This is a genomic window from Streptomyces resistomycificus (genome assembly GCF_001514265.1).
GTDB lineage: Bacteria > Actinomycetota > Actinomycetes > Streptomycetales > Streptomycetaceae > Streptomyces > Streptomyces resistomycificus.
In genome coordinates, this window is the sequence record NZ_KQ948994.1 from 77,383 (window position 1) to 99,677 (window position 22,295).

Sequence of the window (22,295 nt, forward strand, 5' to 3'; positions counted from 1 at the left end):
CCTCACATCCACGAGAGGAGCAACGGAGCGCGCACGGCTTCCCGCCGCGTGCCGCCCCGTGCCACGTCATGCACGTCATCCGCATCCCCCGTACGGTCGGCGAGCTCGAACTGCCCGACTTCGTACGCAGCGTCGAACCTTCCTGGGCGATGGAGGGCAGGCTCCCCTTCAACCTGCGTCGAGTCACCCTGCGCCCCGGCGAGACGACGGCACCCCACAACCACCACGACACCGAGGTGTGGGTGATCCTCGCCGGCGAGGGCGAGGTCACCTCGGACGACACCACCGCGACCGTCACCGGCGGCGACACCGTCCGGCTGCCGCCCCTCGGTGTCCACACCCTGCGCAACACCTCCGCCGAGCAGCCGCTGTCGTTCCTCACCACCTGGTGGGAGGACATGGCCGCGCTGGAACAGGAACATCAGGAGCGCACGGCCACCGCGGCCCCCGGCGACCGGCCGGTCCTGCTGCTGCCCTCGTTCCCCACCCCCAACGGCGAACTGCACCTCGGCCACCTCGTCGGGCCGTTCCTCGGCGCCGACCTGGTCCGTCGCGGCCTGGCCCGGCAGGGCACCGAGGCCCACCTGCTGCTGGGCACCGTGGGCCACCAGAGCCAGGTGGCTGCCGCCGCCATCAAGGAAGGCCTCTCCTTCTACGAGCTCGCCGAATGCAACACCGACGCCATCCAGGAAGCCCTCACCGCGGCCGGTATCCGCTGGGACGTGTTCATCCGCCCGTCGGCCCCCGAGTACCCGCACATCGCTCTCGATGTCTTCGAACGGCTCCGGCGGAGCGGCCACGTCATCAAGAAGACGGTCACGGCCAACCACTGCGCCCCCTGCGGGACCTTCCTGTTCGAGGCGTTCGTCGCGGGTGCCTGCCCGCACTGCGGCTCCCACGACACCGCCGGCATCGAATGCGAGGCGTGTGCCCTGCCCTTCGCGGACGAGGACCTGCGCGACCCCAGCTGCGCCACCTGCGGCACCCCCGCCGAGCGGCGCGAACTCACCCGCTACTACCTGCCGCTGGAGCCGCTGCGCGAGAAACTCACCACCCACCTGCGGACCTCCCACATGAGTGCCCGGCTACGCTCCTACGTCGACCGGGTCCTGGCCGGTCCGCTGCCCGACCTGCCGGTGAGTACCGTCGCCCCCGACGGCATCCTGATCCCCGCCGACGCCGGCGGTGACACCGACGGCCAGCGCATGTACTCCGCCTTCGAGCTGGCCGCCCGCTACATCACGGCCCTCGACCGGCTCGCCCGGGATCAGGGCCTTACGGGCTGGGAGGAGTACGCGCGTGCGCACAACCCGCGCACGGTGCTGTTCTTCGGCTTCGACAACGCCTTCCTGCGCACCATCGTCTTCCCCGCGGTCCTCGCCTCCTTCACCGACTCGGTGGCGCTGCCCGACACCATGATCTGCAACGAGTTCTACACACTCGACGGGCAGAAGTTCTCCACCGGACGGCAGCACGCGATCTGGGGCCGCGACGCCTTCACCGAGGACAGCCGTGACCAGCTCCGGCTGTACCTGGCCGGCACCCGCCCCGACATCCGCCGCCGCGACTTCGTCGTCGACGAGTACGCCCGGTTCGTGCGCGCCGAGCTGCTCGGCGGCTGGGAGACCTGGCTGCAGTCCGTCGACACCCGGCTGCGCAAGCACTTCGGGGGCGCTGTTCCCGAGGCGGGCAGCTGGAACACCGAGGCCGAGCGGTTCTACGGCCACATCCGCGAGCTGTGCACCCAGCTGCCGGGGAACCTCGCACCCGAACGGTTCGACGCCCGGGCCGCGGCACAGACACTGCACACCTTCGTCGACCGGGCCCGCCGCTTCGCCGAGGTCTCGGAGGACGTGCTGACCGCAGAGCCCCCCACGGGCGACGCGCGCACCTGCATGGCCCTGGAACTCATGGCCGTACGCGCCCTCGCGGAGACCGCCGAGCCCCTGCTGCCGGTCCTCGCCGCCCGGCTCGCCACACAGCTCGGGATCGACGGGGCCGTCGGCGACGCCCCCCAATGGGTGCCGGTCGGGCGTGAAGTCACGCTGACCGGCCCCTATTTCACCCCTGACGTGTCCATCAAGACCGCTCGCTGAAGAAGCGCGATGTGGTGTCTTCCCTCCGGCTCCTCCTCCTCCTGAAAGGCCACACTGTGAACTCCGAGAAGTCTGCCGAACTGTACGCTCGCGCGGTCGAGGTGCTGCCCGGCGGCAACAGCCGTACCGCCGTCTACAGCTCCCCGTACCCGATCTACATCCAGTCGGGCAGCGGCGCCCGGGTCACCGACGCCGATGGCGTGGAGCGCCTGGACTTCCTCAACAACAGCACGACTCTGATCCACGGCCACGCCCACCCGGAGATGGTCGCGGCCGTCACCGCCGCGGTCGGGCGCGGCACCAGCTTCGGCATGCCCACCCCGGTCGAGATCGAGTACGCCGAGGCGCTGACCGCCCGCAACGCGACCTTCGAGCATGTGCGCTTCACCAGTTCCGGCACCGAGGCCGTGATGATGGCGGTGCAGGCCGCCCGCGCCTACACCGGGCGCCCGAAGATCGCCAAGATCGCCGGTGCCTACCACGGCGCCTACGACGCCGTCGCCGTCAACAACGACGGGTCCGGCTCGCTCATCAGCCACGCGGTGACCGGAAACCCCGAGGGCGTGGTGGCCAACACGGTGGTCATACCCTTCAACGACGCCGAGGGCGCGCTGGCCGTCCTGCGCGAGCACGCCGCGGACCTCGCCTGCGTGCTGATCGACCCGGTGCCGTGGCGCATCGGCCTGGTGCCCGCCGACAAGGAGTACCTGGACGCCCTGCGCGAGTTCTGCGACGACAGTGGCGCCCTGCTCATCTCCGACGAGGTCGGCTCGTTCCGCGTCGGGTACCAAGGCGCCCTGCACGTCCTGGGCAGCGAGGCCGACCTGACGGTCCTCGGCAAGGTCATCGGCGGCGGCATGCCGATCGGTGCCGTCGCCGGCCGCCGCAGGTACATGAGTGTCTTCGATCCGAGCCAGGGCGCCCCCGCCCTGCCGCACTCCGGTTCCTACAACGCCAACCCCGTCAGCATGAGCTCCGGCGTCGCCTCGCTGCGGCTGCTCACCCCCGAGGTCATGGAGCGCATCGGTGAACTCGGCGAGCGGATCCGGCAGTCGATGCGCGCCGGCATCGCCGAGGCCGGCCTGGACTGGGAGGTCAACGGCCTCGGCTCGCTGTTCCGCGTGATCGCCACCAGCGCGCCCGAGGGCTACGCCAGCGGGGCCGCGGCGATGAAGCGCCTCTACTGGGTTCTGCTCGACAACGGCGTCCACATCGGCGACAGCGGCCTCGGCTGCGTCTCCACGCCGATGGGCGACGCGGAGATCACCGAGTACGCCGAGGCCTTCGACAAGAGTCTGCGCCAGATGCTCGCCGAGGGCCGGGCCTGAGCGGAGACTCGGGCTGCGCCCGGGTCGGCCTGGAGGCGACACCAATGTTCACAGCTGATCAAGACGAGTTCCATCGCCGCCGGGCGAGCCTCTTGGCCCTCGCCTACCGGCGGACCGGCTCCGCCGAGGAGGCCGAGGACATCGTTTCCGAGGCGTGGCTGCGCTGGGTCATGGCCACGGACGTGCAGAACCACGGAGCGTTGCTCGCCACCGTGGTGATCCGGCTGTGCGCGGACTACCGCAAGTCCGCCCGCACGCAGCGGGTCTCCTACGTCGGCGTCCTGGTGGAGGAAGCCGCACTCTGGCCCACCAGCGGGACCGAGGAGCCGGCCCACCACGTGGAGCGCGCGGACGAACTCCGCCGCGGAGTCGCCTGGCTGATGGAGACGCTGGGCCCGGCCGAGCGCGCCGTCCTGGTGCTGCGCGGGGCCTTCGAGTACAGCTACCGGGAGATCGCCGAAGTGCTGAACATCAGTGAACCGTACTGCCGCAAGCTGTACAGCCGCGCGACCGCTCGCCTGGCAGACGGGCGACGCCGCTTCACGGCCGCCCCGGTGGAGCACGCCGAACTCACCCAACGCCTGCTCGCCGCCAGCCGTGGCGGTGAACTCAAGCCACTGGAAACCCTGTTGGTGGCCAGCATGGCGGCCTGACCCGATCCCCGTCCCTGCCCGATGCGTTCCGGCCGCGGCCCACCGCGGTCTGAGGCACCCCGTGGTCCGATCTGTCCGACGGCGTCCGGCCCACGAGACCGAGGCGCTCCGCCGGACAGGCCCTGGCGACGCCCCTTCTTTCCTTCTCACAGGAGGCCCAACCCCATGCGTCCGAACGTAGTCCTCATCGGTTCGATGTACGCCGCCGAAGCCGAGGAGCTCCTGGAACAGCACGCCGACGTCCGGCGCGTCGACGAGCAGGACCGGCAGGCCGTGCTCGCCGCCCTCGCCGACGCCCACGGCCTGGTGGCCCGCTACCCGGCCCCGGTCGACCGCGAACTCCTCGCCGCCGCGCCGCACCTGCTCGCCGTCCTGTCGAGCGGCCGCGGCGTCGACAACATCGACATCGAGGCGGCGAGCGAGGCAGGCGTGGTCGTCGCCAACAACCCCGGCCTGGGTGGCAAGCCCGTCTCCGAGCACGCGCTCGGACTGCTCCTGATGGCCACCCGCGGCCTCACGGCCGTAAACCGCCTCGGCCTGGAGGCCGCCTGGGACGCCCGCCTGACCACCCACCGCGTCGAGCTCACCGGAAAGGTCCTCGGCATCGTCGGCCTCGGCAACGTGGGCGGCTGGATGGCCCGGCGCGCTCACGGCGGCTTCCTCATGCGCGTCCTTGCCTACGACCCCTACGTCTCGGCCGAGAAGATGGCCGAGGTGGGCGCGATCAAGGTCGAGCGACTCGAAGACCTCCTGGCCCAGGCCGACTTCGTCACCGCGCACCCCGAACTCAACGACGAGACCGAGCAGATGTTCAATAGGACGACCTTTGCCCAGATGAAGCCCGGGGCCTACTTCATGAACACTTCCAGGGGACGCGTTGTCGACACCGGCGCCCTGGTCGAAGCCGTGCGCTCGGGCCACCTGGCGGGTGCCGCCCTGGACGTGTACGAGGACGAGCCGCTGGCCAAGGACAGCCCCTTGCTGGAGCTCGACAACGTCGTACTGAGCGCTCACATCGCCGACTTCACCGTCGAGACCAAGCGGGCGCTCGCGCTGTCCGCCGCCAATCAGCTACTCACCGCCCTGAACGGCAAGCAACCGTCGGCCGCGCTCAACCCGGAGGTCTGGGCCCGCGTCGCCGAGCGTCGACAGGCCATGCTCGGCTGACCGCCACCACGACAGGAGAGATCAGGACATGATCAAGCGGTGGCGCGGCGTTCTCGGGCATCTGCAGGCGACCAGGTCTTCGTTCTCATGGGCCTGCCGCACGGATCCCGGCCGATGTCACCGTTCGTCGGGCGGCGCCGGTGCCGCGGCTGCTCTCCCTCGACCCGTGCCCTTGATCGACGCCCGGTCGTCGCACACCGCATTTCTTCTGACGATCGCAGGCGCCCCGCCGGCGATCGTCGTAGCCCTGTCGACCCGGCGGCCACTCAGCCGCCGGACCGCCCAGGGCACTCAGCAGGCTGATACAGAGGAGTTCCAACGTGTTCATGGCGGTCGTGGGCCTCAACTGGGGTGACGAGGGCAAAGGAAGGATGGTCGACAACCTGGCCGCTGACGCCGACGTGGTGGTCCGCTACCACGGCGGCGGCAACGCCGGGCACACAGTGCACACCGACGCGGGCAGGTTCAAACTGCACAGTCTGCCCAGCAGCGTGCTGCGACCGGGTGTGACCAGTGTGCTCGGCCCCGGCATGACGATCGACGTCGAGGGAGTTCTCCAGGAACTGACGGACCTCGCCGAGCACACCACCGGTCGTGTTGTCGTCTCCCACCAGGCCTCCGTCAACTTCCCCTTCCACCGCGCCCTCGACGGCGCCGAGGAGGAACGTCTCGGATCCGGCCGCTACGGCTCCACCCGCAAGGGCATCGCCCCCGCCTACGGCGACCGCGTCATGAAGAAGACGCTCCTCGTGCGCGAACTCTTCGACAAGGAGACCCTCGCCGATCGCCTCGCCGGTGTCGTGGCCTGGGCCAACGAACGGATCGAGAAGATCTACCGAGGCAGGCCACTCGTCCTTGCCGACATCGAACGCTGGATCGAGGAGACGGCGGCCCGGCTCGAGCCGTACGTCGCCGACGTGAGCGGTCTGCTCACTGAAGCGCTGAACGAGGACGCCACCGTGCTCGCCGAAGGACAACTCGGCGCCCTGCGCGACCTGTACTACGGCATCTATCCCTTCACCACCTCCACCAACTGCCTCGCCGGCCACGCACCGGTCGGCTCCGGCGTGCCCTGGGCCCGCCTGGACCGCACTGTCGGCGTCACCAAGGCGTTCTCCTCGTGCGTCGGCACCGGTCCCTTCGTCACCGAGTTCGAGGAGGAACGCGCCGACCTGCTGCGCCGCCAGTGGGGCGAGTACGGGGCCACGACCAACCGCCCCCGCCGCCTCGGCGCCTTCGACGCGGTCGCGACCCGCTATGGCGCCCGCATCCAGGGCGCCGACGAGATCGCCCTCACGAACCTGGACCAGCTCACAGGCGTCGGAGAGCTCCAGATCTGTACGGCCTACGAACACAACGGCCGCATCACCAGCGATTTCAGCCCCCACCCGGCCGAACTCGACCGCACCAAGCCGGTGTACGAGACCTTGGCTGGCTGGGAAGAGGACATCTCCCACGCCCGCACCCTCGGCGAACTACCGCCCGCCGCCCGGCAGTACGTGGCGGCCGTCGAGGAACTCCTCGGCGTACCCGTGCGCTACGTCTCGGTGGGCTCCCACCGGGACGCACTGATCGACACCGCTGTCACCCACGTCGGGAAGGGGAACTGACATGCTGGCCATCCTCGCTGTGAGCGACAAGCGGAACATTGCAACCCTGGCCGGCGGACTGCTGCGCCTCGGCTGGGACGTGGTGGCGACCGAAGGCACCCACAGGCTGCTGCGGAATGAGGGCCACGACGTCGGCCGCGTCGCCGACCTCGCCGGGGTGCCCACGCTCCTCGGCGGCCGGGTCAAGACACTGACCCTGTCGGTCATGGGCGGCATCCTCGCCCGCGACACCGAGACCGACCTCAAGGAGATCGCCGAGTACGGCATCCCCCGCGTCGATCTCGTGTGCTGCAACTACTACATCCTGCCGGAACTCGTCGACGGCATGGACCTGACCGCGTTCCGCGAGCGGGTCGACATCGGCGGCCCGGCGATGTTGCGTGGCGCGGCGAAGAACTGCGAACACGTCATCCCGCTGAGCGATCCCGACGACTACGAACAGGTCCTGGGCCTCCTCGGACAGGAGGGCGGCGCCGCCTCGGCCGTACCCATGAGCCACCGCCTCCGCCTTGCCGAGAAGGCCTTCGAGATCAGTGCCGCGTACGACGCCTCGGTGAGCGCCCTCTTCGGCGCGCAGGCGTGACCGCTTCCCACGGGCCGCGCCCGCCCCGGCCCCTCAGGGCCGGGGCGGGCGCGCGCTGGGACCCGGAGAACCGTCTGCTCAGCGTCGAGCCGCTCGACCACGAGCAGCCGCCCGACACCGCCACGCACATCACCTACCAGGGCAAGGTCTGGCTCACATTCGACGCGTACGACCAGGTCATGGCCGTGGACCTGCCCGGCGCCCCGCTCCCGCTGACCCGCGGCCTGCCACAGCAGCAGCGGCACCGCTACCCGTGGAGCACCCTGTCCACGACGAGCATGGCGCAGTGGCACGCCGACCCCGATTCCGGCTGGGTCTGGACCCTGCTCCGCCCCGGGCTGCCGTACCGCCGACTCATCGCCGCGGCGGCCGTCGCCATCCGTCTGTGCGCCGACCAGTCGCTGTACCTGCACGCCAGCCTGAGCCAGGACACGGCCGACACCTGAGTCCCGGCGTGAGCCGGCCCTGCCTCGGATCAGTTGAGCAGTGCGGTCAACCGCCCACTCTTCGCTGCCTGTTCCAGCTCGTCCAGCGCGTCCACGGCACTGCGCGCTGCCTGCGGGTCACGCTCGCTCAGACCGCTCGACGCGAACTCGTCCTCGTCGAGCCGCAGTACGGTGGCTCCGTCCGCGGACACCCACAGGTCCAGATCGAGGTCCTCGACGAGGAGCTCACCGCCGTCCAGGACGCTCGGCCGGGTGATGTCGCAGTACCAGCCCTTGAGGGCACCGTCCGCCGCGCGCACCTCCTTGATGGCGTACCAGCGATCGCGCCAGTAGCGCTCCACGAAGACATCGCCCGGTTCGAAGCGTACGAAGCCGAAATCCCTTACGCCCGGAGCGGCCCAGTCCGCGCGGACCGTGATCCGTGCGCCGTCGTCCGCGAGCAACTGCGCCGGGTAGCGGATCTTGGTGCGGCCTGCCTTGACCAGGACCACGTCCACCGTGCACTGCCCAGCGGGCTTATCAGACATAACGGGCCTCCGTGCCGAAGATGCCGTAACCGAACCAGTTGAAGATCATCAGCATCCTACTGTTGTCCGCCCACGCCACTGCCGACGCGTCACACGATGTGGTCTTCTTCCAGCCGAGTCCCGGCACCCCCGCGCGGGGCGGGCCGACGGCACCCCCCCGTGCACCGCGCCGCACATCAGAAGTGTTTCAGCAACTCCGGGAAGCTGTGCAGCACCAGCGTCGCCTTGTCGTCCAAGAACTCCTCGTGTTCGAGCACCCATGTGTGCTCGTGCGGGATGTGGACGGCGTTCAGACCGGCGCGACGGGCCGGGATGATGTCCGACTTGGGAGAGTTGCCGATCATCCAGGTCTCCGAGGGCGTCACACCCAGCTGGTTCACCAGCCCGCGGTACGTGTCGACGTTCTTCTCTTCGACGATGTGGATGCTGCGGAAGTGGTGGGCCAACTGCGAGGCGTTCACCTTGCGCTGCTGCTCCGCCGGATCGCCCTTGGTGAGCAGCAGCAGGTCGTGCCGATCCGACAACTCGGCGAGCGTTTCGGGGACTCCGCTGATGAGCTCGACGGTCCGGTGCATCAACGGCGTGACGAGTTCCTCGATCCGGGCGATGTCGTCGGCGGTCAGCGCACAACCGAGCAGCTGCTGACGGCAGTCGTGAAGGCTCTGCCGGAACATGTTCGCACCGTAGCCCAGGGTGAGCGCGTTCGCGGCCTCGATCCGGTCCAGTGCGGCTCGCACACGGACGCGCTCGGACGGCGCGCAGACCCAGTCCAGGAAGAGGTCGATGACCCGCTCGAAGAGGACGTTGTTCTCCCACAGGGTGTCATCGGCGTCGAAAACGAGAACCTGCGCGTTGCGCATCTGATTCACTCCACGTGTTGGCGCGAAGAGCCCTGCCGCGCGGACCCGGGTCCGTCGGCGAGCCGACGGCCGCGCGGGACGCGGTCGGGCGGGCCGCAGTCGTGCAGAATGCTCATCATGTCAGAGGTCTACCGTATTCGAGGCCGGCGGGCCGCCGAGATCGCGAGCAGCGTTGAGAAGGCCGTGACGGCGGGTGTACTTGCTCCGGGCAGTGCCCTTCCTCCGCTGCGGGACCTCGCCGCCGAACTCGGCGTCAACCCCAACACGGTCGCCTCCGCGTACCGTCTGCTGCGGGAGCGGGGTGTCATCGAGACCGGCGGCCGACGCGGCAGCCATGTGCGGCCCCGGACTGCCCATACTCCACGCCACCAGATCCAGCTCGACATTCCCCACGACGCGCGTGACCTGTCGCACGGCAATCCCTCGGCTGAGCAACTGCCCCCGCTGACCGAGGCACTTCACCATGCGGCCGCGGAGCAGCTGCGCGACCCCGTCCTCTACGGCCGGGCGTCCGTGGACGAACAGCTGTGGGGCCTGGTCCGGCGCGAGTTCCTCGCGGACGGTGTGCCGCCCGGGCCGATCGCCGTAACGTCCGGTGCGCTCGACGCCCTCGAACGCGTCCTGCAGGCCCGGCTACGGCCCGGTGACCTGGTGGCCGTGGAGGACCCGGGCTGGGGCAGCCTGCTGGATCTCCTGCCGGCGCTGGGGCTGCGGGCCGTGGGTGTCGGGATCGACGACGACGGACCCCGGCCCGACGGTGTCGCTCGTGCGCTGGCGTCCGGGGCCGCCGCGCTCGTCGTCACCTCACGTGCGCAGAACCCCACCGGGGCGGCGCTGGGGGCTCACCGGGCGGCTGAACTGCGGGAGGTGCTGCGGCCCAGCCCCGGCGTCCTGGTGATCGAGGACGACTTCGGCCATGCCATCGCCGACGCGCCTTACCACCCGCTCTGCGCCGAGGATGGGCGCCCGGTCACGGAACACTGGACGGTGATCCGTTCGGTGACCAAGATCTTCGGGCCCGACATGCGGCTGGCGGTGCTGACGGGCGACTCCGACACGGTGGACCGGATCCGAGGCCGGCAGCGCCTCGGGGCCGGCTGGGTGAGTCACGTGCTTCAGCGGGCTGTCGCGCAGCTGTGGAAGGGCGAGGCGGTCGACCGCACGCGGGTGGCCGGATTCTATGGAGAGCGCCGCGCGGCGCTGATCCTTGCCCTGGCCGAGCAGGGAGTCAGGGCGTACGGGCGCAGCGGCTTCAACGTGTGGATTCCGGTGCCGGACGAAACTGTGGCGGTGGTGGGGCTGATGAGGCGGGGGTGGGCGGTCGCGCCCGGTGCTCGCTTCCGCTTGGGATCACGGCCTGGCCTGCGTGTGACCGTTTCCACGCTGGGGCTCGACGAGATCCCACGGCTGGCTGCGGATGTGGCGGCCGCCCTCCGGACGGACCTGAGCGCGAGCAGCCTGGCCTGAAAGCGTGTCGGTCGCGCCTGCCTGGAGTGTCGCCTGCACACGCGCCCGGTCCTCGGGAGGGACCGGGGGCGCGGTGAGCGGGGTGACCTCCGTGCCGAGCCTGTCCTCGTCGATGAGCTCAAGCCGAGTCTCGACCGGTCCGACCGGTCCGGGAATCGCTCCAGCGACTGCGGGCTCGCTCGGCGCCAGGCCGGACGAGAAGGACGCCGCCGTCAGCGTCTGTCGCGGGCGGCCCGTACGAGGGCGTCGAAGAGCCCCTGCTGGGCGGGATCCTCGTGGGCGGTGTCCTCGGGGTGCCACTGCACGGCCGTGAACCACCCGCGGCCGCCGGGGAGTTCGAGGCCCTCGACCGTGCCGTCGGCGGCGCGCGCGGTGGCCTCCAGGCCCGTGCCGGGGCGGTCGACCCGCTGGTGGTGGTAGCAGGAGACCTCCGTCTTCTCCGCGCCGGTGGCCTGTTCCAGGAACGTGCCGCGTCGGATCGCCACCGGGTGCACGACGTGCCGGTGTTCGCGCCCGGGTCCGCCCATGTCCTGGTCGAGGGTGCCGCCGAGGGCGACGTTCACCACCTGCAGGCCACGGCAGATCGCCAGCATGGGCAGGCCCGACTCCACACTGTGGCGGGCGACTTGGAGGTCGAAGGAGTCCTGGAGGTCGTCGACGTCGTAGACGCTGGCGTGGGTGTCGGCGGCGCCGTACCGGTGGGGGGCGAGGTCTCCGCCGCCGGGGAGCAGGACCCCGTCGAAGCGGGCGAGTCTGGCGGCGACCTCGCTGTCCGCCGGGTGGATGCTCGCCGGTTCGCCGCCGGCCCGCCACACCGCCTCGATCAGGGCGCGGGCGTTGACCTCGGCGGCGTACCGCAGGGCGGAGGTCGTGGCGGAGAAGCGGGCGGGTACCGCGATCAGGGGTCGGGTGGCGGCGCCGGTCACAGCTGGATCCAGGTGGTCTTGAGCTCGGTGTACTTCTCGATGGCGTGGACGGACTTGTCCCGGCCGTTTCCGGACTGCTTCACGCCGCCGAAGGGGACGGTCAGGTCGCCCTCCTCGTAGCAGTTGACCCAGACCGTGCCCGCCTTCAACGCCCGCGAGACCCTGTGCGCGGTGGAGAGGTCGGACGTCCACAGCCCGGCGGCGAGGCCGTACTCGGTGGCGTTGGCTAGCTGTACCGCCTCGTCCAGGTCGTCGAAGGTGAGCACGGACAGGACGGGGCCGAAGATCTCCTCGCGGGCCAGCCGCATGCCGGGACCGACGCCGTCGAAGACGGTCGGTTCCAGGTACGTGCCTCCCGTACCGGTGAGGACGCGCTCGCCGCCGGTCCGCAGCCGGGCGCCTTCGTCCCGGCCCGTGCCGATGTGGTCCAGAACCCGGCCGAGGTGGTCCTCGCCGACCAGCGCGCCCATCTCGGTGGCGGGGTCGAGGGGGTCGCCCACGCGCAGTTCGCGCGCCCTGGTGACCACGGCCTCGGTGACGCGTTCGGCGATCGACGAGTGCACCAGCAGCCGGGAGGGAGCCGTGCACATCTCGCCCTGGTTGAAGAAGATGCCCCAGGCGGCGGTGGCGGCGGCCCGGTCCAGGTCGGGCGCGTCTGGAAGGACGATGTTGGGCGACTTGCCGCCGAGCTCCAGCCAGACGCGCTTGAGGTTGGAGTCGGCGGCGTAGTGCAGGAAGTGGCGGCCTACGGCGGTGGAGCCGGTGAAGGCCAGCACGTCGACGCCGGGGTGCAGTCCGATCGCCCGTCCGGCCACCGGACCCTTGCCGTTGACCACGTTCAGCACGCCCGGTGGCAGCCCGGCCTCGGTCGCGATCCGCGCCAGCAGCAGCGCGGACAGCGGCGAGTTCTCCGACGGCTTCAGGACGACGGTGCACCCGGCCGCCAGGGCCGGGGCCACCTTCCACCCCGCCAGCGTCAGCGGGAAGTTCCAGGGCACCACCGCGCCGACCACGCCGGCCGGCTCACGCGTGACGAGCGCGAGGGCGTCGGGGGCGGTGTGCGGGGACTCGTCGGTGAGCTTGTCGGCCAGCTGCCCGTACCAGCGGAACGTGGTGATGGCCGCGCGCAGTTCGATCTCGTACGCGTCCGTGACGGGCTTGCCCATCTCCAGGCTGACGGTGAGGGCGAGTTCCTCCCGCCGCTCCTCCAGCAGCTCGGCGACCCGTACGAGGGCCCGGCCCCGTTCGGCGGGCGCCAGGCGTGGCCACGGCCCTGAGTCGAAGGCCCGGCGGGCGGCCGCCACCGCCGCGTCCACCTCGGGGGCGCCCCCGTCGGCGATCTGCGCCAGTACGCGGCCGTCCCGGGGCGAGACGGCCGGAAAGGTCGCTCCTGCGCCGGGTTCGTCGTCGCCGTCGATGTGGTGGGCGCCGGACACCTCCAGGGCCTTGGCCCGGCGCAGCCACTCGTCATGGGCGATGTCCAGCATGTCGTGGCCTCCAGAAAGACATTTGAAGTCAAACGATATGATCGATGGTGAGGCCGCCACAAGGGGCCATGGGGAGCCGTTCAGCAGGTCCACGGGACCGGGAGGGAGTGCCCGCCGTGCGCGCACTCGTCATTCAGCACGACCACGTGACGGAGCCGGGGCTGGTCGGTGCCCGGCTCGCGGAGCGCGGATACGACCTCACCGCCGTGACGGTCGTGCCCGAGGAGCGTCACCACGCGACGGACGTGACCTTCGACTTCCCCGATGCCGCGGACTGGGATCTGATCGTGTCGCTCGGCGCTCCCTGGTCGGTCTACGACGAGACGGCGGTGGGCGGCTGGATCGGGGGCGAGTTGGCGTTGTTGCGCAAGGCACAGCACCTCCGCGTCCCCGTGCTCGGCGTCTGTTTCGGCGCCCAGGCGCTCACCACCGCCCTCGGCGGGTCGGTCGAGGCCTCCCCGCGCCCCGAGATCGGCTGGACGGAGGTCGACACGCACGATCCCTCCCTGGTGGTCCGCGGGCCCTGGCTCCAGTGGCACTACGACCGCTGCGTCCTGCCGCCCGACGCCGAGGTCGTCGCCCGCAGCGAGGTGTGTGTGCAGGCGTTCCGGGCCGGACGGAGTCTGGGCGTGCAGTTCCATCCGGAGATCACCACGCGGATGGTGAGCGGCTGGCTCGCGCTGGGCGGTGCGGAGCAGTGCGTGCGGCAGGGTCTGGACCCCGACGAACTGCTCGCCCGCAGCCGCGCGATGGAACCGGCTGCCCGCGCGAACGCCCGCCACCTCGTCGACGGCTTCCTGGACCGGGTGGCATACGCGGCCGACTGAGGGCCTGTGGGGCCGCCGCCGCGCGCTGGCCGTGACGCCGGCCGCCGTGACCTCGTCCGCCGCGACCGGTCCCCGCTCCGGGCGCGGCGGACGATGCCGGTCAGCCGTCAGCCGTGGGCGCCAGCCTGTCGCGGGTGAGCCGGGCCGCGATCACCCCCGCGAGCAGGACCGCCGGGACGGTCAGTTCCAGCCAGGTGGCCGTGCTCTGTTCCCCGCCGATGAGCGTCGTGAAGTTCTCGACGACGAGCCAGATCGCTCCGACGATGCCGAGGGCGCCCAGGGCGGGGGCGACGAGGGTGTTCCAGGGCCGGGTGTCCAGGCGTTCGCGGCGGAAGAAGACGAGCACGGAGACCGAGGTCAGGAAGTACAGGAGCATGATCCCCAGGACGGCCACGCCGCTGCCCCACGAGAACAGGGTCAGTACCGGGTCCTTGCCGGCCAGCGCGAAGGGCGCGACGAGGAGGACGGCGACGGCGGTCTGGACCCAGCCCGCCACACCGGGGGAGTGGTGGCGGTTGAGGGACGTCAGCCGGCGGGGCAGCAGCCCGTCGCGGCTGAGGGAGAACAGGTAGCGGTTGGCGGAGTTGTGGAAGGCGAGGACGCCCGCGAAGAGGGAGGTGGCCAGCAGGAAGGGCAGGACGTCGTTCACCCAGGGGCCGAACAGGTCCGCGATCGGCGCGAAGACGAAGCCCGTCGAGTCGCCGCTCTCCAGTGCCCGGCCGGCGGCCGCGGTCGCGTTCGAGGCGCCGTGGGCGGAGATCAGCATCCAGGAGGTGAAGGCGAAGAAGCCGGTGACGAGGGCGACGGCCAGGTAGGTGGCCCGCGGCACCGTCCTGCGCGGCTCGCGCGCCTCCTCGCCGTAGATCGCGGTGGCCTCGAAGCCGACCATCGACGCCACGGCGAACATCAGCGCCACGCCCGGTGCCCCTTCCAGGGCTGCTTCCGGTGAGAAGGACCGGGCGAGTCCGAGCCCCTCGGGTCCGCCGCCCTTGAAGAAGGTGACCAGTGCGAAGACGGCCAGGATGCTGAACTCGGCCAGCACGAGGACCGCCAGCACCTTGGCGCCCATCTCGATCCCCGCAGCCCCCAGGGCCTGGACGGCCGCCATCGTGACCACCGCGCACACCCACCAGGGCACGTCCGCCCCCGTGTAATCCGCCAGCAGGCCGCTCACGGTCGCCCCGTACAGGCCGTACATGGCGGCCTGGATCGCGCAGTAGGCGAACAGCGCGATCCCGGCGCTTCCGGTGCCGAGAGGACGGCCGAGGCCCTTGCCGATGTACGTGTAGAAGGCGCCGGCGTTCACCACGTGGCGGCCCATGGCCACGAAACCGACCGAGAACAGCAGGGTGACGACGCCGGCCGCCGCGTAGGCGGCGGGGGCGCCGGGGCCGTTGCCGATGGCGACGGATATCGGGACGGAGCCCGCGATGCCGGTGAGCGGCGCCTGGGCGGAGAGGACGAAGAAGAGGATGCCCAGAACGCCGAGGGAGTTGGGCTTGAGCTTGCCTGTGGTGGAGGCGCCGGCCGCGGTCTGGCTGTCGACCGCTGTCTGACTGTCCACTCGGATCACCTGCCAGGGAGGGGGAGGGTCGTTTAGGGCCAAACGAGTTGCCTCATGGTGGGCGGGAACTATCCGTTTGGCAAGGGGTCGGGTGGGGATTCCCTGCCGGATGCCGGTCCCCTGCGGCGCTGTCGCCGAGGCGGCGTCCGAAGACGTGCCCCGGTCCTGGGGGCGGGACGGCGGGGCACCGGAGGCGGGGCGCGAGAAGCCCTGGACGGCAGGCAGGCGTCCTGTCTCGCGTCAGGACCCGGCCGGTGGGTCAGTCGTCGCTCTGCGGGCCGGCTTCCCGGCGGGTGGACTCGGGGGCTTGGAGCAGCCGGATCAGGTGGCGCAGCTCCTCGACGGCCGCGTCCGTGACCTCGGGCTCGCCGAAGACGAGCTGGTGCAGCACGAGCCCGTCCAGGGCGGCGAAGACCAGTCGGGTCAGGGGATGACCCGCGTCGCGGGGGAGGATCCGGGACAGCTCCCGCTTCGTGGCGTCGAAGTAGCCGTCGTACAACGCCCGGATCTGCGGCAGCAGTTCGGGTCGGCGACGCGACTCCAGCAGGAGCTCGTACTGGAAGGCCTGTATGTCGGGATCGGTGGTGACCATCTCGGACAGTCCGACCGAGAAGTCGGCTACCTCGCCGGTCTCGGGTTCGAGCGCGCTGGTGTTCAGCGAGGTGCGGATCGCGTGCGCGAGCGCCTCCTCGATCAGCGCGTCCCGTGAGCCGAAGTGGTGGACCACCAGTCCGTGCGTGGTTCCCGCCTCCTGCGCGACGGCCCGGTAGGTGAGCTTGCGCAGCCCGCCCCGGGCCACGACCCGCACGGCGGCGTTGAGGAGGGCCTCCCGGCCCTCGCCGTAGCCCATGCGCCGGCGTGGCTGTCGGCCTTCGGGCAGCGGCGCGGACTCGGTCATGGCTGCGACCCTACCTGGCCTTCCGCGCGCCGAGGGCGGCGCCGCGGCACCGCCCCGGCCTGTCTCCCCAACGCGCGTCGCCGCGCCGCCGCGCCGCGTCCGCTCACCGCCGGGGCGGGCGGACGCCACGGAACTCCCAGTCGCCGCCGAGCGCCGTGGACAGCACCTCCTCGGACTCGGTGGGCTGGGCGCCGACGTCGGTACGGACGGAGGTGGGGCCGGTGACGACGTGGTTGGTGAGCCTGCCGAGGCCCTCGACCTCGACCTCGACGACGTCACCGGGCCGCACGGGCCGCGAGTTGGCCGGCGTGCCGGACAGCAGTACGTCGCCGGGATACAGGGTGATGGTGCGGGCGATGTCGGCGACGAGGTAGTGCATGTCCCACTTCATCTCGTCGGTCGACCCGTCCTGCACGACCTCGCCGTTGACGTAGGTCCGCAGCCGCTTGCCGTGGAAGTCCCAGTCCGTGACCAGGCCGGGGCCCAGCGGGCAGAGGGTGTCGGAACCCTTGACGCGGAGCATGGAGCCGGCGTCGGTGTCGCGGAAGTCGTGCAGGCCGTAGTCGTTGGCCACGGTGTAGCCGGCGATGTACTCGCCTGCCTCGGCCGGGGAGATGTTGCGGGCGGTCCTCCCGATGACGATGGCGACCTCGCCCTCGTAGTTGAGCCACTTGCAGCCCTCGGGGCGTACGACGGCGCCCTGGTGGGCGTTGAGGGCGGAGGTCGGCTTGTGGAAGTAGGTGGGTGTGTCGGGGAGGTCGATGCGGAACTCGTCGACACGGCTGCGGTGGTTGAGGTGGACGGCGATCACCTTGGAGGGGACGACCGGAGGCAGGTGGTGCGCCTCCTCGATCTTCACACGGCGGCCGTCGCCGGCGACGAGCTCCTCGCCCTCGACGGTGACCTGGACGACGGCGCCGTCCAGGAGGATGCGGCGGTACTCGGGCATGGCTGGCCTCTTTCGGGGGCGTCTAGTCGCGGCTGTGCGGGGTGTGGGGTGAGGAGGGCGCGGGCACACCGGTGCCGGTCCAGCCGTCCGTGGGGCGGTCGAACCAGAGGTGCACCTGGCCGGTGCCGACGGAGTTCTCGTACTCGCCGTACTGCCGGGCCCGCGCGGTGCACGCCTGCTCTCCGAGGGCGCCGGCCAGCATCAGGTAGTGGAAGAACTTCGCCTCGGGCTTGTACTTCCAGAACTCGTCCATGGTGGCGAGCACCTTGTCGTGCCGCCCTTCCTTGAACCAGGCGATGCGTTCGTAGTCGGCCTCGCGGGCCTCGGGCGTGCGGATGTGGACGGGGTCGCTGGCCTCGTGGTCGCGGATCTCCCGCAGGGGCCAGAAGGTGTGCGAGAGCGCGCCGGAGGCGATCACCAGCACGCGGCGGCCGGGTGTGGCGGCGATGCCGTCGGCCAGCGCGCGGCCGAGGCGCAGGTGGTCCTCCATGTCGCCGGTCTGGCAGACCCCGATGGTGACCCACCGCTTGTCGGGCAGTCCCTCGCCGAGGAACTTCCAGAGGTTGATGGTGGCGTAGTAGACGGGCAGGTAGTCGTCCTCGATCGGGGTGATCCAGGTGCCGTGCCGGTCGGCGAACGAGGCGATGTTGTGGGCGAGTTCGGGGTCGCCGGGAAAGTCGTACGGCATGCGGCACATGCCGCGCGGCAGCTCCTCCGAGGTGAACAGGCCGGCGCGGCGCGTCTGCGCGGTGACGACGAACTCGACGGTGGTGGCCCAGTGGGAGTCGAGGACGACGACGGTGTCGTAGTCGTCGGCGGCGTCGCGTTCGAAGACCTCCCTGCGGAGCTGTCGGAGGCCGGTGACGAGGGTGATCTCCTTGCCCTCGTTGAGCTCCAGGCGGTCCGCCTCGGGCAGCACGATGGTGGGGACGTGGGCGAGCAGGCCCGCCCCGACGATTTCACCCATGGTCCTGCCATCCCTCCGGCGCGGTGACGGTGTTCTTCAGGTCGCAGTAGAAGTCGAAGCTCCAGGTGCCGCCCTCGCGGCCGACGCCGGAGAGGCGGGAGCCGCCGAAGGGTGCCTGGAGGTCACGTACGAAGAAGCAGTTGACCCAGACGGTGCCGGCGACGAGCCGGTCGGTGACGCGGTCGGCGCGGGCGCGGTCGCCGGTGGCGACGGTGGCGGCCAGGCCGAAGCGGGTGTCGTTGGCGAGCCGGACGCCCTCCTCCTCGGTGGTGAAGGTCTGGAGGGTGAGCACCGGGCCGAAGACCTCCTCCTGCACGATCTCGCTGTCCTGGGCGACATCGGTGAGGAGTGTCGGCGCGTAGTACCGGCCGTCCTCGGCGTGGCCGCCGATGACCGCGCGGGCTCCGGCCGCGGTCGCCCGCCGCACGAAGCCGTCGATCTTCTCCAGCTGGCGGGGGTGGATGGTGGGGCCGATGTCGGTGGCCTCGTCGCGTGGGTCGCCCTGGGTGAGCCGGGAGGCCTTCTCGACGAAGCGGCGGGTGAACTCCTCGGCGATCGACTCCTGGACCAGGAGACGGGTCGCGGCGAGGCAGACCTGCCCGGCGTTGTCGTACTGCTCGACGGCGAGATCGACGGCCAGGTCGAGGTCCGCGTCGGCGAAGACCAACAGGGGTGACTTGCCGCCGAGTTCGAGGCTCAGCGGGGTGAGTTGGGTGGCGGCCGACGCGGCGATCCGCCGCGCCGTCGGCACGGAACCGGTGAAGCTGATCCGGCGTACGTCCGGGTGGGAGGTGAGCGCGTCGCCGATCTCCGAGCCGTAGCCCTGGACGACGTTGAGGACACCGGCCGGCAGCCCGGCCGCCGCCGCGATGTCGGCGAGCAGCGAGGCGGTGAGCGGAGACCACTCGGCGGGCTTGAGGACCACGGTGTTGCCGGCGGCGAGGGCGGGCGCGACCTTCCAGGTGGCCAGCATCAGCGGGGCGTTCCACGGGGTGATCAGTACGGACGGGCCCGCCGGGTCCCAGCTGACGTGGTTGCGGTGACCGCGGGTCTCGAAGTCCTCGTGCTCCAGCGTGAGCAGCCAGTCGGCGAAGAACCGGAAGTTGTGGGCGACGCGGGGCATGACGCCGCGGCGGTGGGAGCGGAGCAGGGCGCCGTTGTCGGTGGTCTCGACGACGGCGAGTTCTTCGAGACGCTTGTCGACGCCGTCGGCGACGGCGTGCAGGATGCGGGCGCGTTCGGCCCGGGAGGTGGCGGCCCAGGCGGGGAAGGCGGCCTTGGCGGCGGCGACCGCGGCGGCGGCCTCGGCCGGGGTACCCCGGGAGATCTCACCGAGGACGCTGCCGTCGATCGGTGAGACGTCCGTGAAGGTGTCCCCGGAGGCGACCCGCCGGCCACCGATCCAGTGCCGGGTGTCGACGGGGACTCCGGCGACGGTGATCTTGTCAGGCATCAGAAGAGTTCCTTTTGTACGAGGGAAGGACGACCCGCCCGGAGGCGCGGGGCCGGATCAGATCTGCGGCTTCGCCGCGCGGGCGCGAGCCGGCACGACGAAGGCGCGGCCGACCACCGGCCTCACTCGGCAGCCGCGCCGGAGGTACCGGTCTCCAGCAGGCGGCCGCCGTCCCACACCACCCCGACCTGCCGGTAGTACGCGGCGATCGGCTCCCGGATCTCCAGCCTGGCCAACTCCTCGGTGGGTGCCTCGAAAAGCTCCAGCTCGGCATCACCGACCCACGCCTGCCCGGCCTCGAAGGCCGCCGCCCCCGTCTCGATCAGCTCGTCCAGGGCAAGCCCCTTGCCCTTCTCGACGGACGGCAGCCACCGGTGATGCGCCATGGGATGGGCGTTGACGAACCCGTTCGTCTCCGACGGCTCCCGCAGCGTCACCACGGCCTGGGCGAGACGCCGGTCGGCCGCGGCCAGCGTGGCCCCGAAACGAGCCCCCGCCGCGATCCGCGGAGCGGGTCCGTAGGGGTGCGGACGGGTCTGATGGATCGACCCGAGCTTCTTCGGATAGCCCTGGTGCAGCCCGCGCGCGATCGCGAAGTCCTTGTCGACCCAGATGTACACACAGCGCGAGTAGGTCTGCCCCCGGAACGAGCAGCGCACGACGGCGAAGGCCTCCTTGTACTGGGAGCGCACCGGATCCAGCAGCTCCTTGCCGGACCCCGAGCAGGACTGCCAGTCGGCCCAGATCAACGCCACCGCACCGGGGTCCTCCTCGGCCAACTCAAGTGGCTCCGGCAGCAGTTCACGCACCCGCGCGGGATCCGTGCGGTACTCGACGGTGAGCAGGTCGCCGGAGTAGTGCCACGGCGGCGAGGGAATCAGCGACGAGGTGCCCGTCGCCGTCTTGGGGTGGAGGTAACCGCGGACGGTGGTCATGGCGCGACTCCTTACGAGGTGGGGGCGGGCTGCTTCAGCAGCTGGGCGCGGTAACGGGCGGCGCTCGTGGCGACGGCGTGGCCGCCGAGCGCGACGACCCCGGTCAGCCGTCCGTCGACGTGGTAGCCGACCAGGACGTCACCCTCCGGATCACCGTCGAGGACGCGGACGTCGTCCAGGCCGAGGACGGGTGCCCCGAAGGACTGCAGCCGGAAGCCGTGCTGGTCGCTCCAGAAGGTGGGCAGCGGGGTGAAGGGAGCCAACTCCTTGTCGCTCCCGCCGAGATGGGCGACGAGGGCCTTCGCGGCATGCTTGGCGGTGTCGGTCGGGATCGACCAGTGCTCGACCCGGCGCGGTACGCCGTCGTAGCGGGCGTTGGGGAAACGCGCCACGTCACCGACCGCGATCACCTCCGGCCGCCCCCCGACCCGCAGCTGCTCGTCCGTGAGTACGCCGTCGGACAGGTCGAGCCCGTTGTCCTCCAGCCACTCGACGTTGGCGACCGAGCCGACGGACTCGACCACGACGTCGGCGGGCAGCACGGCTCCGTCGGCGAGGCGCACGCCGGTGACCCGGTCCTCGCCCTCGAAGCCGGTCACGCCGACGCCGAGCGCGAACCGCACCCCGCGCTCCTCGTGCCGCCGCAGGAGGGCGCGGGCGAGGAGCGGACCGAGCGGCCCGACCATGGGCAGCGGTAGCGGGTCGACGACCGTCACCTCGGCGACGCCGAGCCCGACGGCGGTGGCGGCGACCTCGCAGCCGATGAAGCCGGCGCCGACCACGACCACGCGGGCACCGGGCCGGGTCAGTTCGTCCCGCAGGTTCCGGGCCTGGGCGAGCGTGCGGACCATATGACGGCCGTCCAGGGGGCCCGGGCAGCGCAGCCGCCGGGGCCGTACACCGGTGGCGACGACCAGACCGTCGTAGGCGACCGTCGAGCCGTCGTCGAGTGTGACCGTCCGCTCGGTGAGCCGGGCCGCGACGACCTTCGTGCCCAGGCGCCACTCCACGTCCTGCGCGGCCGCCTTGGGTGTGAAGGCCAGCGACGCGAACGGCGCCTTTCCGGCGAGTACCTCCTTGGACAGCGGTGGCCGGTTGTACGGCATGTGGGGTTCGTCCCCGACGACCGTGACGGCGCCGGTCCAGCCCGCCGCGCGTAGTTGTTCCGCGGCCCGCAGGCCGCCCAGAGAGGCTCCGGCGACCAGAATGCGTGCGGTCACGGTGTTCAGTCCTCGATCCGGATGGCCTGGAGCGGGCACACGTCGGCGGCCTCCTCGACCTCCTCGCGCAGGGCGTCGTCCGGGTCGGGGACGTAGGCGAGGTGGCCGTCGTCGTCCATCGAGAAGACGTCCGGGGCCGCGAAGACGCACTGACCGTGGTCCTGGCACTTGTTCATGTCGACGACGACCTTCATGGCCGTTCCTCCAGAGGGTGAGGGCGTCGGAGCAGGGCGAAGGGGGTGGGGAGGGGCCCGGCCAAAGCGACCGGGCCCCTCGGCCAAAGGGGTGCGGTGGAGCTGCACCCCTAGCTCGTTTGGCTTCAAACAACATAG

The 22,295-nt window shown here is 71.1% G+C and carries 21 protein-coding genes; 9 read left to right on the forward strand and 12 right to left on the reverse strand.

Features of this window, described 5'->3' with window-relative positions; genetic code table 11:
• Positions 1-68 precede the first annotated feature (68 nt).
• From AQJ84_RS23235 to AQJ84_RS23265, 7 genes are all read left to right on the forward strand, one after another.
• Positions 69-2,096, forward strand: coding sequence for a class I tRNA ligase family protein (locus tag AQJ84_RS23235; protein WP_063785361.1), 2,028 nt, complete (start codon positions 69-71; stop codon positions 2,094-2,096).
• A gap of 56 nt (positions 2,097-2,152) precedes the next feature.
• Positions 2,153-3,424 carry an aspartate aminotransferase family protein gene (locus AQJ84_RS23240; protein ID WP_198536303.1) on the forward strand — a complete coding sequence of 424 codons (1,272 nt, stop codon included), beginning with the start codon at positions 2,153-2,155 and terminating at the stop codon, positions 3,422-3,424.
• A 44-nt stretch (positions 3,425-3,468) separates the two neighbouring features.
• Positions 3,469-4,077, forward strand: a complete 609-nt coding sequence (locus tag AQJ84_RS23245; protein WP_051869535.1) for a sigma-70 family RNA polymerase sigma factor — start codon at positions 3,469-3,471, stop codon at positions 4,075-4,077.
• Between the two features lie 165 nt (positions 4,078-4,242).
• On the forward strand, positions 4,243-5,244 hold the full coding sequence (locus tag AQJ84_RS23250; protein ID WP_030038115.1) for an NAD(P)-dependent oxidoreductase: 1,002 nt from the start codon (positions 4,243-4,245) through the stop codon (positions 5,242-5,244).
• A gap of 326 nt (positions 5,245-5,570) precedes the next feature.
• A complete protein-coding gene (locus tag AQJ84_RS23255; RefSeq protein ID WP_030038114.1) occupies positions 5,571-6,854 on the forward strand; it encodes an adenylosuccinate synthase in 1,284 nt (427 codons plus the stop codon).
• 1 nt (position 6,855) lies between these two features.
• Positions 6,856-7,437 carry a phosphoribosylaminoimidazolecarboxamide formyltransferase gene (locus AQJ84_RS23260; RefSeq protein ID WP_030038113.1) on the forward strand — a complete coding sequence of 194 codons (582 nt, stop codon included), beginning with the start codon at positions 6,856-6,858 and terminating at the stop codon, positions 7,435-7,437.
• On the forward strand, positions 7,434-7,883 hold the full coding sequence (locus tag AQJ84_RS23265) for a hypothetical protein (RefSeq protein ID WP_030038112.1): 450 nt from the start codon (positions 7,434-7,436) through the stop codon (positions 7,881-7,883). The genes AQJ84_RS23260 and AQJ84_RS23265 overlap by 4 nt, the downstream gene beginning before the upstream one ends.
• Before the next feature lie 29 nt (positions 7,884-7,912).
• Here the strand turns inward: AQJ84_RS23265 and AQJ84_RS23270 are convergent, their stop codons facing one another.
• Both AQJ84_RS23270 and AQJ84_RS23275 read right to left on the reverse strand, forming a co-directional pair.
• Positions 7,913-8,410 carry a DUF402 domain-containing protein gene (locus AQJ84_RS23270; protein ID WP_030038111.1) on the reverse strand — a complete coding sequence of 166 codons (498 nt, stop codon included), beginning with the start codon at positions 8,408-8,410 and terminating at the stop codon, positions 7,913-7,915.
• Between the two features lie 176 nt (positions 8,411-8,586).
• Entirely contained in the window at positions 8,587-9,270 is a 684-nt protein-coding gene (locus tag AQJ84_RS23275) for an HAD family hydrolase (RefSeq protein WP_030038110.1), read from the reverse strand.
• Between the two features lie 108 nt (positions 9,271-9,378).
• Here AQJ84_RS23275 and AQJ84_RS23280 point away from each other — a divergent pair, with 108 nt between their 5' ends.
• Positions 9,379-10,737 carry an aminotransferase class I/II-fold pyridoxal phosphate-dependent enzyme gene (locus tag AQJ84_RS23280; protein ID WP_030038109.1) on the forward strand — a complete coding sequence of 453 codons (1,359 nt, stop codon included), beginning with the start codon at positions 9,379-9,381 and terminating at the stop codon, positions 10,735-10,737.
• 212 nt (positions 10,738-10,949) lie between these two features.
• Here AQJ84_RS23280 and AQJ84_RS23285 read toward each other — a convergent pair whose 3' ends face one another.
• Both AQJ84_RS23285 and AQJ84_RS23290 read right to left on the reverse strand, forming a co-directional pair.
• Complete coding sequence (locus AQJ84_RS23285) at positions 10,950-11,663, reverse strand: gamma-glutamyl-gamma-aminobutyrate hydrolase family protein (RefSeq protein WP_030038108.1); 714 nt, start codon at positions 11,661-11,663, stop codon at positions 10,950-10,952.
• The gene (locus AQJ84_RS23290) at positions 11,660-13,150 is read right to left on the reverse strand and encodes an aldehyde dehydrogenase (RefSeq protein ID WP_053190971.1); all 1,491 of its coding nucleotides are present in this window, start codon (positions 13,148-13,150) and stop codon (positions 11,660-11,662) included. The genes AQJ84_RS23285 and AQJ84_RS23290 overlap by 4 nt, the downstream gene beginning before the upstream one ends.
• Positions 13,151-13,266: 116 nt before the next feature.
• Here AQJ84_RS23290 and AQJ84_RS23295 point away from each other — a divergent pair, with 116 nt between their 5' ends.
• Positions 13,267-13,977 carry a type 1 glutamine amidotransferase gene (locus AQJ84_RS23295; protein WP_037802183.1) on the forward strand — a complete coding sequence of 237 codons (711 nt, stop codon included), beginning with the start codon at positions 13,267-13,269 and terminating at the stop codon, positions 13,975-13,977.
• A gap of 100 nt (positions 13,978-14,077) precedes the next feature.
• Here the strand turns inward: AQJ84_RS23295 and AQJ84_RS23300 are convergent, their stop codons facing one another.
• The 8 genes from AQJ84_RS23300 to AQJ84_RS23335 form a co-directional block, all read right to left on the reverse strand.
• Complete coding sequence (locus AQJ84_RS23300) at positions 14,078-15,541, reverse strand: APC family permease (protein WP_053190973.1); 1,464 nt, start codon at positions 15,539-15,541, stop codon at positions 14,078-14,080.
• A 259-nt stretch (positions 15,542-15,800) separates the two neighbouring features.
• A complete protein-coding gene (locus AQJ84_RS23305) occupies positions 15,801-16,439 on the reverse strand; it encodes a TetR/AcrR family transcriptional regulator (protein ID WP_037802080.1) in 639 nt (212 codons plus the stop codon).
• Positions 16,440-16,542: 103 nt separating this feature from the next.
• A complete protein-coding gene (locus AQJ84_RS23310; protein ID WP_030038103.1) occupies positions 16,543-17,388 on the reverse strand; it encodes a fumarylacetoacetate hydrolase family protein in 846 nt (281 codons plus the stop codon).
• A gap of 22 nt (positions 17,389-17,410) precedes the next feature.
• Complete coding sequence (locus AQJ84_RS23315; RefSeq protein WP_030038102.1) at positions 17,411-18,355, reverse strand: 3,4-dihydroxyphenylacetate 2,3-dioxygenase; 945 nt, start codon at positions 18,353-18,355, stop codon at positions 17,411-17,413.
• A complete protein-coding gene (locus tag AQJ84_RS23320) occupies positions 18,348-19,808 on the reverse strand; it encodes an aldehyde dehydrogenase (RefSeq protein WP_053190974.1) in 1,461 nt (486 codons plus the stop codon). Before AQJ84_RS23320 ends, AQJ84_RS23315 begins: the two co-directional genes overlap by 8 nt.
• Positions 19,809-19,930: 122 nt before the next feature.
• Positions 19,931-20,743, reverse strand: coding sequence for an acetoacetate decarboxylase family protein (locus AQJ84_RS23325; RefSeq protein WP_030038100.1), 813 nt, complete (start codon positions 20,741-20,743; stop codon positions 19,931-19,933).
• Positions 20,744-20,754: 11 nt separating this feature from the next.
• Positions 20,755-21,963 carry an NAD(P)/FAD-dependent oxidoreductase gene (locus AQJ84_RS23330; protein ID WP_030038099.1) on the reverse strand — a complete coding sequence of 403 codons (1,209 nt, stop codon included), beginning with the start codon at positions 21,961-21,963 and terminating at the stop codon, positions 20,755-20,757.
• A 5-nt stretch (positions 21,964-21,968) separates the two neighbouring features.
• Entirely contained in the window at positions 21,969-22,157 is a 189-nt protein-coding gene (locus tag AQJ84_RS23335; protein WP_030038098.1) for a ferredoxin, read from the reverse strand.
• Positions 22,158-22,295 lie beyond the last annotated feature (138 nt).

Coding starts and splice junctions, on each gene's coding strand:
- AQJ84_RS23280 (WP_030038109.1), top strand. CDS start 9,379: ATGCTCATCATGTCAGAGGTCTACCGTATTCGAGGCCGGCGGGCCGCC.
- AQJ84_RS23305 (WP_037802080.1), bottom strand. CDS start 16,439: ATGACCGAGTCCGCGCCGCTGCCCGAAGGCCGACAGCCACGCCGGCGC.
- AQJ84_RS23270 (WP_030038111.1), bottom strand. CDS start 8,410: ATGTCTGATAAGCCCGCTGGGCAGTGCACGGTGGACGTGGTCCTGGTC.
- AQJ84_RS23310 (WP_030038103.1), bottom strand. CDS start 17,388: ATGCCCGAGTACCGCCGCATCCTCCTGGACGGCGCCGTCGTCCAGGTC.
- AQJ84_RS23335 (WP_030038098.1), bottom strand. CDS start 22,157: ATGAAGGTCGTCGTCGACATGAACAAGTGCCAGGACCACGGTCAGTGC.
- AQJ84_RS23235 (WP_063785361.1), top strand. CDS start 69: ATGCACGTCATCCGCATCCCCCGTACGGTCGGCGAGCTCGAACTGCCC.
- AQJ84_RS23260 (WP_030038113.1), top strand. CDS start 6,856: ATGCTGGCCATCCTCGCTGTGAGCGACAAGCGGAACATTGCAACCCTG.
- AQJ84_RS23315 (WP_030038102.1), bottom strand. CDS start 18,355: ATGGGTGAAATCGTCGGGGCGGGCCTGCTCGCCCACGTCCCCACCATC.
- AQJ84_RS23250 (WP_030038115.1), top strand. CDS start 4,243: ATGCGTCCGAACGTAGTCCTCATCGGTTCGATGTACGCCGCCGAAGCC.
- AQJ84_RS23275 (WP_030038110.1), bottom strand. CDS start 9,270: ATGCGCAACGCGCAGGTTCTCGTTTTCGACGCCGATGACACCCTGTGG.
- AQJ84_RS23255 (WP_030038114.1), top strand. CDS start 5,571: ATGGCGGTCGTGGGCCTCAACTGGGGTGACGAGGGCAAAGGAAGGATG.
- AQJ84_RS23320 (WP_053190974.1), bottom strand. CDS start 19,808: ATGCCTGACAAGATCACCGTCGCCGGAGTCCCCGTCGACACCCGGCAC.
- AQJ84_RS23245 (WP_051869535.1), top strand. CDS start 3,469: ATGTTCACAGCTGATCAAGACGAGTTCCATCGCCGCCGGGCGAGCCTC.
- AQJ84_RS23290 (WP_053190971.1), bottom strand. CDS start 13,150: ATGCTGGACATCGCCCATGACGAGTGGCTGCGCCGGGCCAAGGCCCTG.
- AQJ84_RS23325 (WP_030038100.1), bottom strand. CDS start 20,743: ATGACCACCGTCCGCGGTTACCTCCACCCCAAGACGGCGACGGGCACC.